Annotated in this window: 10 protein-coding genes and 1 pseudogene; 6 read left to right on the forward strand and 5 right to left on the reverse strand. The window is 31.9% G+C overall.

Translation table 11 applies throughout. The annotated features are described in order from the left end of the window. The first annotated feature begins 51 nt into the window (after window positions 1-51). The 3 genes and pseudogenes from pflB (at window position 52) to pflA (ending at window position 6,326) form a co-directional block, all read left to right on the forward strand. Window positions 52-2,334 carry a formate C-acetyltransferase gene (gene pflB, locus GQ594_RS01110; RefSeq protein ID WP_160401321.1) on the forward strand — a complete coding sequence of 761 codons (2,283 nt, stop codon included), beginning with the start codon at window positions 52-54 and terminating at the stop codon, window positions 2,332-2,334. A gap of 1,223 nt (window positions 2,335-3,557) precedes the next feature. Next, a pseudogene (ltrA, locus tag GQ594_RS01115) lies at window positions 3,558-5,222 on the forward strand (group II intron reverse transcriptase/maturase). A 324-nt stretch (window positions 5,223-5,546) separates the two neighbouring features. Further along, entirely contained in the window at window positions 5,547-6,326 is a 780-nt protein-coding gene (gene pflA / locus GQ594_RS01120) for a pyruvate formate lyase 1-activating protein (RefSeq protein ID WP_237398396.1), read from the forward strand. A 44-nt stretch (window positions 6,327-6,370) separates the two neighbouring features. Here the strand turns inward: pflA and rarD are convergent, their stop codons facing one another. From rarD to GQ594_RS01140, 4 genes are all read right to left on the reverse strand, one after another. Then, complete coding sequence (gene rarD, locus GQ594_RS01125) at window positions 6,371-7,270, reverse strand: EamA family transporter RarD (RefSeq protein ID WP_160411085.1); 900 nt, start codon at window positions 7,268-7,270, stop codon at window positions 6,371-6,373. Window positions 7,271-7,351: 81 nt separating this feature from the next. Further along, entirely contained in the window at window positions 7,352-8,644 is a 1,293-nt protein-coding gene (gene serS / locus GQ594_RS01130; RefSeq protein ID WP_160411086.1) for a serine--tRNA ligase, read from the reverse strand. 364 nt (window positions 8,645-9,008) lie between these two features. Then, window positions 9,009-9,542 carry a hypothetical protein gene (locus GQ594_RS01135; RefSeq protein WP_160411087.1) on the reverse strand — a complete coding sequence of 178 codons (534 nt, stop codon included), beginning with the start codon at window positions 9,540-9,542 and terminating at the stop codon, window positions 9,009-9,011. Between the two features lie 213 nt (window positions 9,543-9,755). Beyond that, window positions 9,756-10,550: a RepB family plasmid replication initiator protein gene (locus GQ594_RS01140; protein ID WP_160411088.1), complete on the reverse strand. Its 795-nt coding sequence runs from the start codon at window positions 10,548-10,550 to the stop codon at window positions 9,756-9,758. Window positions 10,551-11,652: 1,102 nt separating this feature from the next. Between GQ594_RS01140 and GQ594_RS01145 the strand changes: the two genes are divergently transcribed. From GQ594_RS01145 to GQ594_RS01155, 3 genes are read left to right on the forward strand one after another with little or no spacing between them, the layout of a single operon-like run. Then, window positions 11,653-12,087 carry a hypothetical protein gene (locus GQ594_RS01145; RefSeq protein ID WP_160411089.1) on the forward strand — a complete coding sequence of 145 codons (435 nt, stop codon included), beginning with the start codon at window positions 11,653-11,655 and terminating at the stop codon, window positions 12,085-12,087. A gap of 56 nt (window positions 12,088-12,143) precedes the next feature. After that, complete coding sequence (locus tag GQ594_RS01150; RefSeq protein WP_160411090.1) at window positions 12,144-12,440, forward strand: hypothetical protein; 297 nt, start codon at window positions 12,144-12,146, stop codon at window positions 12,438-12,440. A 32-nt stretch (window positions 12,441-12,472) separates the two neighbouring features. Continuing rightward, window positions 12,473-13,408, forward strand: coding sequence for a DNA-primase RepB domain-containing protein (locus GQ594_RS01155; RefSeq protein ID WP_160411091.1), 936 nt, complete (start codon window positions 12,473-12,475; stop codon window positions 13,406-13,408). Window positions 13,409-13,460: 52 nt separating this feature from the next. Here GQ594_RS01155 and GQ594_RS01160 read toward each other — a convergent pair whose 3' ends face one another. Beyond that, on the reverse strand, window positions 13,461-14,600 hold the full coding sequence (locus GQ594_RS01160) for a site-specific integrase (RefSeq protein ID WP_160411092.1): 1,140 nt from the start codon (window positions 14,598-14,600) through the stop codon (window positions 13,461-13,463). Window positions 14,601-15,017 lie beyond the last annotated feature (417 nt).

Raw genomic sequence — 15,017 nt, forward strand, 5'->3', positions numbered from 1 at the left:
CTAATATGTAAGAGGGTAAATAGATATTTTTGTAAACCTGAGGTGAAAATTATGAGTAATTTAAACGAAGTACAAGCAGCTGCTTGGAAAGGATTTAAAGATGGTGATTGGCAAAGTAATGTCAATGTCCGCGATTTTATTCAAAAGAACTACACGCCATATGAGGGCGATGAGTCTTTCTTAGCTGGCGCAACAGAAGCTACTACTAAGTTATGGGATAAAGTAATGGAAGGCATTAAAATTGAAAATGCTACCCATGCTCCTGTGGATTTTGATACAAGTGTTATTTCGACAATTACTGCTCATGATGCAGGTTATATCGAAAAAGATTTAGAAAAAATTGTTGGTTTACAAACTGAAAAACCACTAAAACGTGCGATTATCCCGTTTGGTGGTATCAAAATGATCGAGAATTCTTGTAAAGCTTATAACAGAACACTTGATCCTTTAGTCAAAAAAATCTTCACTGAATATCGTAAAACTCACAACCAAGGTGTTTTCGATATCTATACTCCTGATATCCTTCGTTGTCGTAAATCTGGTGTTATCACTGGTCTTCCTGATGCTTACGGTCGTGGTCGTATCATTGGTGATTACCGTCGTGTGGCACTTTACGGTATTGACTATTTGATGCAAGACAAATTTGCACAATTCACTTCTTTACAAGCTGATTTTGAAAATGGCGTTGATTTAACTATGACTATGCAACGTCGTGAAGAAATCGCTGAACAACATCGTGCGCTTGGTCAAATTAAAGAAATGGCTGCTAAATATGGCTTTGATATTTCTGGACCAGCAAAAACTGCACAAGAAGCTGTTCAATGGACATATTTTGGTTATTTAGCTGCGGTTAAATCACAAAATGGTGCGGCAATGTCTTTAGGTCGTACTTCAACTTTCTTTGATATCTATTTCCAACGTGATCTTGCTGCAGGTTTAATCACTGAAAAAGACGCACAAGAAATTGTTGACCATTTCGTGATGAAACTACGTATGGTTCGTTTCTTACGTACTCCTGAATATGATGAGTTATTCTCAGGCGATCCAATTTGGGCAACTGAATCTATCGCAGGTATGGGTGTTGATGGCCGTACATTAGTAACTAAGACTTCTTTCCGTTTCTTAAATACTTTATATACAATGGGTCCTTCACCAGAACCGAATATGACTATCCTTTGGTCTGAACAGTTACCAAGTGGATTTAAAGAGTTCGCATCAAAAGTATCAATCGATACTTCATCATTACAATATGAAAACGATGATTTAATGCGTCCAGACTTTAACAACGATGACTACGCTATCGCATGTTGTGTAAGCCCAATGATCGTTGGTAAACAAATGCAATTCTTTGGTGCGCGTGCTAACCTTGCTAAAACACTTCTATATGCAATCAATGGTGGTGTTGATGAAAAATTAAAAATGCAAGTAGGCCCTAAAGAAGACCCAATCACTGATGAATATTTAGATTTTGATACAGTGTTTGCTCGTTTAGATCACTTTATGGATTGGTTAGCAAAACAATATGTAACTGCATTAAATGCTATTCACTATATGCATGATAAATATAGCTACGAAGCGTCATTAATGGCATTACATGATCGTGATGTTATTCGTACTATGGCATGTGGTATTGCAGGTCTTTCTGTTGCTGCTGACTCACTTTCTGCAATTAAATATGCAAAAGTGAAAACCATTCGTGATGAAGATGGTTTAGCTACTGACTTTGAAATCGAAGGTGAATATCCACAATTCGGTAACAATGATCCACGAGTTGATGATATTGCTGTTGATTTAGTTGAACGTTTTATGAAGAAAATTCAAAAACTTAAAACTTATCGTAATGCTATCCCTACTCAATCAGTACTTACTATTACATCAAATGTTGTATACGGTAAGAAAACAGGTAATACACCTGATGGACGTCGTGCCGGTGCACCATTTGGACCAGGTGCTAACCCAATGCACGGTCGTGACCAAAAAGGTGCAGTTGCGTCATTAACATCTGTTGCAAAACTACCATTTGCTTACGCTAAAGATGGTATTTCATATACTTTCTCTATCGTTCCAAATGCGTTAGGTAAAGATGATGATGTGCGTAAACGTAATTTAGCTGGTTTAATGGATGGTTACTTCCATCACGAAGCGACAATTGAAGGTGGCCAACATCTAAATGTTAATGTGTTAAATCGTGAAACATTATTAGATGCAATGGAACACCCTGAAAAATATCCGCAATTAACCATTCGTGTTTCTGGATATGCAGTACGTTTTAACTCTTTAACTAAAGAGCAACAAAAAGACGTAATTAGTCGTACATTTACACAGTCTATTTAGGTGCGACAAGAGCGCACTTATGGTGCCTAACTCTTTGATTTTTAATCAAAAGTTAGGTGGGTTGATTAAGGTGAATAACTTTAATTAGCCACCCTCACAATATCCGAGTAGGGCGTTATACATGTCCGAAAGGATATTGTATAACCTGTACTCGGTAAAGAATATATTAAAGTCCATGGGAGACAACTCTCACACTTTAAAGAACTAGTCTTTGGACAATTCAATTAATCATATCTGATATTCTGGAAGATTCCAAGGAGTTCAATAAGAATTTATTGAATCGACCAAGGAAACGAAAGAACCCATCAGCGTATAGTTTAAGCTAGAATTGACCTATTGTGAAGTTATAAGTGCATAAGCTGTTATTATCATTGTTGAAGTACAATTGCTTATAAATTAGGTGAAAGTGCGAGTCAACCTGTTATATGACTAACAGTAGCCTAGGGATAGTGCGAGACTGGCAACGGTCTGGTGCGGAGCTTCCTGACAATGTACCCCCTTGAGGAGTAGCAAGGTTAATGCATACCGTGAGGTAACATTAAGTAGTGGCAAGTAGCATGCCATGAGGGGCTAGGCTAAATAGAAAGATGAACGTAAGTGAACTGTTGATAAACGTCGTGAATTGTAAAGAGCTTAAGCTACTGACAAGCTCTAACCAAAAGGTACATAGTGGGATATCCTTCTCTAAATTGGGGATACGTCATCATAACACTATCGGCGAACAGACAGCATCTTAACTATTTGTGTGATAATAATGGAACTTGGTAAGCCTGTATTTCCGCCCTAGGGCAGGTAGAGCGCAAGCGATACTGATGGGGGTGCAGGTAAGGGAGGTTAGAGAAAGCGAATGATTGGCTGTAATGGCTGATATAGGGTATGAAACATGACCTAACCCGAAAGGGTGCAGACTTCTAACTGGTCTTTCATCGCAAGATGTTGGCAAATCCTTTTGTGGTCATTTCTTCGGGAATGATTGGGTGAGGAAAGGAAATAGGCAAGTGAAAACAAGCCCATTTCCCTACTCTAACAATTCACCATGTGACAGAGAAGTAGAATTTATTTGGAATATTGAATAATTCTTCTTCTTTTCACGAGGCGAAGAAATTATTCACAAACAACCAAGTAGATTTCTGCTTATTTCTGTTACTACAGGAGTAAGTATGAAAGAGTACTCTAAGTTTAACGAAAAAGTTAAAAGTAGTCCAGCTCCAGCGACTCCTGACATGAATGAGCTATGGCACAAGATTGATTGGGTCAAAGCAACAAAGCATGTTAAAGGGTTGCAGGTACGGATTGCGAAGGCAACAATTGAAGGTGACTACCGTAAGGTTAAACGCTTACAACGGTTACTGACACGCTCAACGTATGCTAAGCAATTAGCGGTGCGGAGAGTGACAGAAAACAGAGGTAAAAGAACGGCAGGGGTTGACAAAGTAACATGGTCAACACCAATGAGTAAATGGAAAGCCATTGCAACGCTGACAAGTAAAGGATATAAACCCATGCCATTAAGGCGAGTTTATATTCCCAAGTCTGACGGAAAGAAGCGTCCTTTGGGCATTCCGACCATGAAAGACAGAGCAATGCAAGCGCTGTACTTATTTGCTTTACAGCCTGTTGCAGAAACGACGGCAGATAAAAACTCGTATGGTTTTCGAATCAATCGTTCAACGGCGGATGCGATAAGCCACGTGCATAAGATATTCTCACGCAAAGGGAGTCAAATGAGACAAACGGCGCAATGGGTATTGGATGCGGATATACAGGGTTGTTTTGACCATATTAGCCATGATTGGTTAATAGCCAATATTCCGATGAATAAGCGGATATTAGCAAAATGGTTAAAATCGGGCGTTGTGGACATGGGACAGGTCAAGCGGACGGAAGAAGGCACACCGCAAGGGGGCATCATCTCTCCGACTTTAGCGAATATGGCACTGGATGGCATGGAGGCGCTATTAACCCAACACTTTGGTGTCATTGGGAACAGGCAACGACGTGCTAATAAGGTGTACATGGTTCGATATGCGGACGACTTTATTATCTCAGGGAGTTCGAAAGAGTTACTTGAAAATGAAGTAGTACCAAGAATTCGGGAATTTCTGAAAGAAAGGGGCTTAACCTTATCGGAAAGGAAAACACGGGTTATTAATATCGAACAAGGGTTTGATTTCTTAGGGTGGACGGTGAAATCATTTAAGGGCAAATTGTTGATTAAACCGAGTAAAAAGAATGTGAAAGCATTCTATCGCAAGGTAAAAGAAACGATAAGCAAAATGAAAATGGTTAAGCAGGACATACTTATAGCAAAATTAAATCCAATGTTAAGGGGATGAGCTAACTATCACCGTAGCATTGTCGCTAAAAAAACGTACAGTAAAGTAGACCATTTAATCTGGAAAGCGATTTGGAAATGGTGCTGTCGAAGACACGGTAACAGGCGGAAACGATTTGTTAAAGAGAAATACTTTACAAAGATACAAAGCAGAGACTGGATATTCGGGACACAGACAACGAATCGGCACGGCGAGAAAATATGGACTGAATTACTGATTTGCAGTAGGACAGAGATTAAACGTCATGTTAAGGTAAAATCGGAATACAACCCGTTTTTACCTGAATGGGAATTATACGGCGAAACGTTATACCAAAAACGGATGTGCGAAGATTATTCGCACAGAAGTCAATGGCAAAGGTTGTATAAGGAACAAAAAGGGCGTTGTGGACTATGTCATCTCCCTATCACAAAAGAGACGGGATGGCATGACCATCATATTATATACCGTGTACAGGGTGGAGATAATAAACTGGAAAACAGGGTATTATTACACCCCGTCTGCCATACTAAAGTTCATGCACTGAAGTTAGAGGTATTGAAACCGACTTAGCAATAAGTTAATAGGAAGGCTTGAGCTGTATGCGGAGAAATTCGCTCGTACAGTTCTTAGGGGGCGGCGACACAGGAATGTGTCGTTACTACCCGACTTAATTATTTTAACTTTATTGATAAATGGCGTCCTTATGGACGCTATTTTTTTATCATTTTTAATTAATGATAGTTATTGTGATAATAATTTAATTATTATGTGAATTTATTCTGTATAATTAAACAAGTTGAAAGAGATGCCTGATTAATGCAATCGGTGCATAAAAGACATCATTTAAGCTAAAATAAATTCAAAAGCAATGTGAGCAGTGATTAGAGCGTATCTATGGAACAACAAAATATTATTATGACAACAAAGCAGCCCATTAAAGGGCGTATCCATTCTTTTGAATCTTTTGGTACTGTTGATGGTCCAGGGATTCGTTTTATCGTTTTCTTTCAAGGTTGTCTTATGCGTTGTTTGTATTGTCATAATCGGGATACTTGGGACGTGAAAGCAGGGCGTGAAGTCACCGTTGATGAACTGATGAAAGAAATCGTTTCTTACAAAAGTTTTATTATGCCTAATGGTGGTGGTGTGACCGCATCAGGCGGTGAGGCAACATTACAGGCTGAGTTTGTGACAGAATGGTTTAAAGCTTGCCATCAAGAAGGTATTAGTACTTGTTTGGATACCAATGGATATGCAAGACAGTTGGACCATATAGTTGATGAACTTTTGGCTGTGACCGATTTGGTTATGCTTGACTTAAAACAAGTAAATGATGAAATTCATCAAAAATTAGTTGGTGTGCCAAATAAGCGAGTCCTTGAGTTTGCTAAACATTTGCATAAAATTAATAAACGAACATGGATCCGTTATGTTGTCGTTCCCGGTTGGACTGATGATGATAATTCCGCGCATTTGTTAGGTAAATTTATTGAAGGTATGGATAATATTGAGCGTGTAGAGTTGCTACCTTACCATAAATTAGGTGCTTATAAGTGGGATACCCTCGGTGATACATATAAATTGGAAGGGGTCGATGCTCCACCACGCGAAACGCTTGATAAAATACAATCTATTTTAGAAAGTTATGGTCATTATGTGACTTTTAGTAAATAAACCGTATAAATGAATAAATAGGCACTTGGTAAGGTGCCTATTTTTTAGTATCGTATTCGTTTACGTTTTATTGCTCGTAAAACAAAAATAGTCCCCTCTAAAGCGAGTACGCATACAGATAGCCAAATTAGTCCATATGAGGCAATGTATTTAGGAGACACTGTTTCATGCAAAAATAATACTGAAACAATGGTTAACAATACGGGCTCTACATAGCCGAGTAAACCAAATAATCCCAGTGGTAGTAGACGTCTTGCGAAGAAGTATATAGCAAAAGCAATGGCGGTTATAATTCCTAACATTGGAATATAAATAGGGAAATGAATAATATCTCCAATAATTTTGTCCGCATTATAATTTAACGAGAAGTAAATAAGGCAACCGATAAAGATAAACAAGAAGTCTGAAAAAGTGCCCGCAATGCCTTCTATTTGCAATTTTCGCCTTGTGATGAAGTAGATGGGGTATCCTAGAGCTATGACGGCTGTTTCCCACGAAAATGCGCCTGTGGTTGCAATTTCGATTATTACGCCTAAAGCAGCTAACCCAACGGCTATTTTTTGTAAAAAACTGAGTTTTTCTTTGTAAAAGATCTGTCCTGAAATAACCATGGTTAATGGCAGTAAAAAATAGCCTAGCGATGCCGATAGTCCATGTCCATTAAGTGGTGCCCAGATGAAAATCATCATTTGAATAGTCAGTAAAAAAGAAGAAAACATCAATCCTAATAAATAAAGCGGTTGCTGTTTTATTCGTATAAATAGGGCTGTTATTGCTGACCATTGTTTTTGGACGATAATCAATACAATAATTGCCGGAAATGAGGTTAATAGTCGCCAGCAAAAAATATCGATAACTGATAATGGTTGTAATAGTACAGGGTAGTAATAAAGCAAAGCAAAAAGGCATGATGAAAATATTAAAAGCGTGATGCCTTTTATCATCTCTTTTCCCCCTTTTTTTGTTAATAAAAAAATAGCGCTAACTAATAAGTAGCGCTATTAACTACATAGGTCTGATTTCACTTAGCCAATGACTTCAACGCCGTTCATGTAAGGAACTAAAACTGATGGTACTTTAATTGTGCCATCTGCTTGTTGGTAGTTTTCCATAATGGCGACAAGTGTGCGCCCTACAGCTAATCCTGAACCGTTTAGGGTATGGACTAAATAAGTTTTGTTATCTGCTTTATTGCGATAACGAGCTTGCATTCTGCGTGCTTGGAAATCCCACATATTAGAACAGGACGAGATTTCACGATAAGTATTTTGCGCAGGTACCCATACTTCAAGATCATAAGTTTTACATGAACCAAAGCCCATATCCCCTGTACAAAGTACAATTTTACGATAAGGAAGTTCAAGTAGCTGTAGTACCTTTTCTGCATGCGCTGTAAGCTCTTCTAGTGCTTTCATTGATTCTTCTGGTTTAACGATTTGTACCAGTTCTACTTTATCAAACTGATGCATGCGGATTAAGCCTCGAGTATCTTTACCATAAGATCCAGCTTCTGAACGGAAGCATGGGGTATGGGCTGTCATTTTTAATGGTAATACACTTTCATCAAGAATTTCGTCACGCACTAGATTTGTTACAGGAACTTCAGCAGTTGGAATTAAAGCATAATTACTGCTTTCTGCTTCTTCATCTAATGGCTTGGTATGGAACAAATCACCAGCAAACTTAGGTAGTTGCCCTGTACCAAATAGTGTCGCTTGATTGACAAGGTACGGTACATAAATTTCGGCATAACTGTGTTGTTCGGTGTGTAAATCTAACATAAATTGAGTGATTGCTCGATGTAAGCGTGCAATTTGTGATTTCATCACCACAAAGCGTGCACCTGTTAGTTTTACGCCAGCTGCAAAATCAAGACCACCAAAACGTTCACCTAATGCGACATGGTCTTGAATAGGGAAATCAAATGTTCTTGGTGTGCCAAAGCGAGAAACTTCAACATTGTCATTTTCATCTTTACCATCTGGGACAGAGTCATCAGGCATATTAGGGATGGTTGAGGCAATGTCTTTAATTTTGTTTAGTAAGATGTCAAGCTCTGCTTTTGCGCTGTTAAGTTTTTCACCAAGTTTATTCACTTCTTCACGAACAGTGGTAATGTCTTCGCCTCGTGCTTTTGCTTCACCAATCGCTTTTGAACGAGCATTTCGTTCTGCTTGTAGGTTTTCGGTTTCAACTTGTAATACTTTACGTTTTTCTTCAAGATGACGAATAGTTTCAACATCTAATTTAAATCCACGACGAGCTAATTTTTTAGCAACAAGATCTAATTCATTTCGGAGTAAATTCGGGTCCAACATAAATAATGTCCATTATTAATTAGGGTATATCTTTCTACTTTGTCGTTATTCTAATATAGATAATAGAACATATAAATCAAAAAGTAGATTGATTTAGATATTAAATTTTGTGAGTTTAGTATACTAGAATTATATCGGGATTCAACCGAAATGGCGCACCCGAAGAACTTCAAATTACCTTAAAAAGATTATTTTATTCAATATGATAGGCAGGTATATATTTTTTGATATACAAATCGTATACACATAAATATTTTTTATAATAGCAGTTAATATATTATTAGTAAATATAATATACAAATAATAAAGCACTTTTAAATGCTTTATTACTTACACGTGTTTAAGTACACGTACTTAAACAAAGCTATATACTTATTTTTTGTATATTTTTAATGTTTACTTTTTTAACTTCTTCTTTATTACTACTTTCTTTTTTATTTTTTAATAAAAATATATCATCTTCAATTTTTAAAGTAGCATATTCATATAAATTACTTATTTCATCAATTTTACAATATGTATTAACATTCATATTTTTACATATTTTAATGTTATTTTTACAACTAAAATACTTAAATAATTCAGCATTTTTTATACTTACATTAAAAAAATTTTTTATTAATTTTTTAGCAAAATACGCAGTTATTTTTAAACCTTTTTTTCTTTCTAATAAAATTATAGTGTAAATTATATTCAATTGATTTCTTTTTGCGTTTAAACCCCTTTTTACTCCACCCATCTTTTTAAAAAATTTCAAATTGAATCCCAAACGTTCTTTTTTACAAAATTTAAAATGTTGTTTAAGTTCTTCATATTCTTTTTCTCTTTCTACTAATTCATTGATTTCATTATGTAATTTTTCTAAATTTTTATTGTAATCATCATATTTTTCATCCATATTTTTTACCTCGTTATTATTTTGTTTGTTCAAGTACATGTACTTAAACAGGAACTTATTTATATAATATATGTAAAATATTTTTAATTATGTCAATAGCTAATATTATGTTTTTTAATATTTTTTTAGGTAATTGGAAGGTGAATTGACTGCTCAAGTACACGTACTTAAACAGTAGATTAAAAAGCACTATTAAGTGCTTTATTTGTATATTTAAAGAAATAAACCATTTTTTAAATTATTCATATAACTACTTGATTTATTTGTTTTTTGTTGTTTTTTTGTATATTTTGTTGTAGATCTACTTTTATACTCTTTTTTATTACTACTATTTATTGCTACCAATTCTTCATTTTCCATTTTTTTTGATTTAATACTAAAAGCAATAACATCATCATCGATTTTATAACTAATATTTAAATCACTTTTTTCATTTAATTCTTTTACTGCTTTTTCAATTACTCTTTTTTTTAAGTCAAAAGGTCTTGTATATTTGTTGCCAAGCAATAACATTTCTCTTAATTCTTTAACTTCTATATTTCTTGCTTTTATTACTTTATATTGTACTAATAATTCGTATAATCTAATGCTATATACGCTTTTAAATGTACTTATATTACTTAACTTATATTTAGTAAATTTGTTTTTTAAATCAAATAGATATGGAATTATTTGATCTGAAAAAACTAATTCTGCAGTTGCTTCATTGTCAACATAAGCTTTTGCTTGTAGCCATCTAAATGTGATTTTTTTTTGCTCATTTTTTAAAATTATAGACTTATTATACAAGTCATCCAAACCGTCTTTTATTGCTTTATATATACTGTTTTTATCTATCTTTTTAAACTGTTTAGCAAATTCGCTTGCTTTTATAACAACTGTTTTATTATTGTCACTTGCTGGGTTTAACTTACTAATAGCAAATAATATTATTCTCTGTTCTGCTAGTGTTAAATTATAACTAGCATTTACTAAATCGTTGCTTTTATATACTATTAAATCGCTCATTATTATCTCCTTTTTTATTATTATATTTATTTATTTAATTAGCTTTTGCTGTTTGTCAACACGCATACTTTAAAAATAATCGTTTTTTATAAAATAATCCAAAAAAAATGAATATTTTTTTTAACATTCGTTTTGTCGTTCCACATTCTTTTTGTCGTTTTTAGCATTCTTTTTGTCGTTTTTTACATTCGAAATGTCGTTATTTACATTCTTTTTGTCGTCAATGAATTTTGTAACATATTGATATTATTGATTAATTTAGCTGAAAAACAAGCCGAAAATAAGAAAATAATAAAATAATAAAGTAAAACAAGAATAATTTTAATAAAGATTTTTAAAAACCTGTAGATTTTTAAAAATAAAAAAGACTGGTCAAGGGATTGGGTGCTTGGCAGCACACACAAAACCATAGCAAGCAAGCTTGCTTGGACTTGCGCTAAAAAAGACTTGTGTAGAACATTTAAAAATCTGCTGATTTTTAAATCAATAAGCTAAATAAATAAAAAATGTTTTTGGAAAGGGATTATATGTATGTGCTAAATATAAGTTAAGTAATATAAGTACATAAGTAACGTGCCATAAAAAACAAAGTAATTTTTATAATTACTAACTATATAATTTTTATGAATTTGGTATTGACAATTCAAATATATTTACTATAAGTATAAGTAATAATAATTTTATCTCTCAAACTTATTATTATTATTATGATAGAAAATGTACTTTTTTAACCAAAACCCTTTTTTTAAAGGGTTTTTTATTGTCTAAAATAAAAACAACTCTCCAACTTACCATTATTTTACAAAAAATACAACAAAAATAAGTTCAATCGCTCAATAAATAATCAATCAGTTTTGTCTTTTTTAAAAATAACAATTATATTTAAGTATAAACTTTTATTTATTACAAATAAAGAAAAACCGATAACTATAGCATATAAAAGTTTAAAAAAATACACTGAATAGCACAAAATGCTAAAAAACTAACTTTACAATTTAACCAGATTTTATATAACTATAAGTGAGAAAACAAAATAATGTAACTAAAACAAAAAGTTACGCAGTTTTTCTAAATAATAATAATTAATATAAGGAATTGAGTTATGTCAAAAGAAATAATGAAAGTTAAAAAAACAACTAAAAAAGCAACTAAAGCAGTAGTAAATAAATTAATTGATATAAAAATTAAAGTAAAAGAAGATTTGAGTAGAACGATTGGTGCATTGAGAATAGCAGGTGTACCAATTGCTTACACATACAGCAACAGATCCGATGCACGTGTATGTTCAAAAATCGAATTTATTAAAAATTATCCATACTCTGATGGTTCAAGAAGATATCACAAAGTTGTTGTTCCATCTGGATCGGTTTTTATTATAAGAGATTTTGAAACAAAGCAACTTAAGTATTTAAAAAAGTGGATTAATGAAGAAAAAATTGAATATTCAAGAGTTTACAAGAAAAGAAATGTTGTACAAACAGAGCAAGCAACACAAGTAGAAGAACAAGTAGAACAAACAACAACAGCAACTATTTAATAATAAAAGCCCCATTACTGGGGCTTATAAGAATATAAGAATAAAAGAGGTAAGCAATGAAAATAGAAAATTTAATTAATGATATAAAAACATACAACAGCTTAAAAGATAAAGAAAATCACACAGTTAGAGAAAATAACATATTAGAGAGTATAAAAAATACAATAAATATAAAGTTATTAAGTTTAACAAATTTCATAATCGACAATGATTATAAAATATACAAGATTGACTTAGTAAACTTAAACAAAGCTGAAAAAGAAGACAATTTATTACTTTATATTAATGTTTTATATAACATTATTTTAAAAAACAGTAGAGTACATTACAAAGCATTAAATAAAAGTATATAAACAACAACAATAATAAAAAAGAGGATTAAAAAATGGAATATGAAAAGTATGAAAATCAAATAGATACGTTGTTAGCAAAAAAATACAGAATTACCACCATTAATAGAACTAATAATTGTGTTAATACAAAAATATATAATAGTTCAGAAATTAAAGAATTTAAAATATATAATGAGTTATACAATTTAAATAAAAATGGTTCAGATATTTATATAACACCGCTTAGTAATTATTGTTATTATTTAGTAATTGATGATATAAAAACAGAAGAAGCAGTTAATGAACTAAAAATGGAATTTGGAAAACCTATACTTCGTTTAGAAACTTCTGAAAAAAATTATCAATTTATTTATACAGTTAGCAAAAAAGAAGCGAATCAAAAGCTTGCTAATTTTTTTGTGCGAGCAATGAACAAAAAATATGGTGATCCGAATTTTTCTGGAGCTGAACATGCATTTCGAGTTGCTGGATTTAGAAATAAAAAAGAGGGTAGAAATGATTTTTTAGTCAGAGCAATTAAAGAAGATGATATACGTTTTAAAGTTTTTAATTTTCTAAAAATTATGGATGAAAATGAATATATTCAAAATTGCATTAAAAATCCAAACATTTTACTTACTACAAACAATACTAACAATAATAACGATATTGAAATTAACGAAATAAAACAAGTGGATAGAAATAGTGAAGAATATTTAGAAATTAGTAAATTCTTTAATAAAGAAAAAAATCGATTTATAGGTTTAGCTAAAAAACAAAAATGGGTTTTAGATGATAGTGTAATTGATTTTAACGCAATAAAAAACACGCTGAATAAATATTCAGAATATAAGAATATTTGTGCAGCTGTTTTAGATGATAATAAAAGAGAACATACAGAAGATTACACAACAAGAACTATTAACAAAGTTTTGGATAAATTAGAAGAAGAACACAAAAAAGAAAATAAAAAAGGTTTTAGTATATAAAAATTAACCTGTTTTTAAGTAAAAGCTCCAATTTTTTGGAGCTTTTTTATTATTAGTACAATATAGTAATATTCTTTTTATATTTATTAATAACACTATTACTATTACTATAGTTAAAATCAAAATTATAATTTTTAGTGTGTTTTATTTTATGCGTTGCTGTTGCTTCAAACTTTCTACCGCCACCGCCACCCCGCTGGTAGTTGCCGTAATAAGTTTGTGACTTATCGACACGATGTCCTAAAAAAGCAGCTATAGTATCTTCATCCGTTTTTGTGCGCTTTAAGTCACTTGCAACTTTATGTCTAAAACTATACAAACTTACAGCAGTTCCATATTTTCTATAAAAAAATTTGCTTAGACTTTTATAAGTTTTTTCATTTTGCTCTATTTTATAAACACCGCCATTTTTAAGTTGTTGTCTAAAAACATTTTTATAAAATTCATTATGTAATTCATTATCTTTTTCAAGCGTTGTAGTACAAATTCGAACATCTTGACCCGAATGTTTGCCGATTTTTGCGCCTTTTATCGTCGCTTCAATTACATTTTCTCCATTTTCATCCTGCTTTAATTTTAAACTAACACCCTTTTTAAATTCAGCAGGTCTTAACCCAAAAAGTTCATAAACTATTAAAATATCTTTATATTTTTTTACACAAACTTCATCCATGTTTTTTAAAATATTTTTAAGTTCAGGCATTTTATTTAGCGTTTTTCTTTTACTATTCACTCTTTCAAAAATTATACTTTCTTTATTCAGCTCAAAATTATCTTTTAAAATTATTGCTAAATCAAAAGCTTGATTAGTTAACTCTATCATTTCATTCGTTTTTTTGTTTTTTCGTGCGTAATCCGATTTTTTTTGTAATTCTTTGATTTCGTTAATTAGTCCAAACTTCAGCGAAGTTCTATACAAATCATAAGTTGATCTCGTTTTTGCTTTATGTAGCAATAAATTAATTTCAGATTTTTCAACATTTTTATTGTTATTTATTAATCTATTATATACTTTCAAATAAGTTTCATAAGTTGCTTTATTGCTTGTATAATGCTCATTTAGCTCATTTACAATTTCATTAATTTTTTTGTTTTTACAAATACCTACAACTGTATTTTCTAATTTTGCTTGTTGTTCAATTTCGCTTAAATATTCATTTTTTAGCTTGTTTTGTAATAATGTAAGTTTCATAATGCCCCCTTATTTTTGTTATTATTTTTCTTAATTTTTGTTTTGTTTTTCTCGCTTTTTTGCTCAAAAAACAAAGTCCAAAAATTAAAAAAATTCATTGTTTTTATTGATTTTTTCACTTCGTTTTTAAGCTTTTTTGCTCAAAAACTCTTTTCAAAAATCACTAAAAATTCCATTTTTTTTTAATGAAAAATTGGGGCATATTCACTTTTTTTTATTTTATTTTTTTTGTATTTTTCTCGCTTTTTTGCTCAAAAAATCCAACAAAAAATAAAATTAATGCTTACATTTTGCTTATTTATTTTTGCTTACATTAAGCATTTTTAGCCTTATTAATTTTTTATGTTTTTTTGCTTTTCGCTCAAGCTTCAAATCAAAAAAAATAGAAAAATTAAACGGCTAATTAGTTAATTAAAA

Source organism: Gilliamella sp. Pra-s52 (assembly GCF_009795805.1).
Lineage (GTDB): Bacteria > Pseudomonadota > Gammaproteobacteria > Enterobacterales > Orbaceae > Gilliamella.

Bases quoted from the DNA above. Each gene is read 5' to 3' on its own strand.
- pflB (WP_160401321.1), top strand. From the start codon at position 52: ATGAGTAATTTAAACGAAGTACAAGCAGCTGCTTGGAAAGGATTTAAA.
- GQ594_RS01145 (WP_160411089.1), top strand. From the start codon at position 11,653: ATGTCAAAAGAAATAATGAAAGTTAAAAAAACAACTAAAAAAGCAACT.
- serS (WP_160411086.1), bottom strand. From the start codon at position 8,644: ATGTTGGACCCGAATTTACTCCGAAATGAATTAGATCTTGTTGCTAAA.
- GQ594_RS01140 (WP_160411088.1), bottom strand. From the start codon at position 10,550: ATGAGCGATTTAATAGTATATAAAAGCAACGATTTAGTAAATGCTAGT.
- GQ594_RS01135 (WP_160411087.1), bottom strand. From the start codon at position 9,542: ATGGATGAAAAATATGATGATTACAATAAAAATTTAGAAAAATTACAT.
- pflA (WP_237398396.1), top strand. From the start codon at position 5,547: ATGGAACAACAAAATATTATTATGACAACAAAGCAGCCCATTAAAGGG.
- GQ594_RS01155 (WP_160411091.1), top strand. From the start codon at position 12,473: ATGGAATATGAAAAGTATGAAAATCAAATAGATACGTTGTTAGCAAAA.
- GQ594_RS01150 (WP_160411090.1), top strand. From the start codon at position 12,144: ATGAAAATAGAAAATTTAATTAATGATATAAAAACATACAACAGCTTA.
- GQ594_RS01160 (WP_160411092.1), bottom strand. From the start codon at position 14,600: ATGAAACTTACATTATTACAAAACAAGCTAAAAAATGAATATTTAAGC.
- rarD (WP_160411085.1), bottom strand. From the start codon at position 7,270: ATGATAAAAGGCATCACGCTTTTAATATTTTCATCATGCCTTTTTGCT.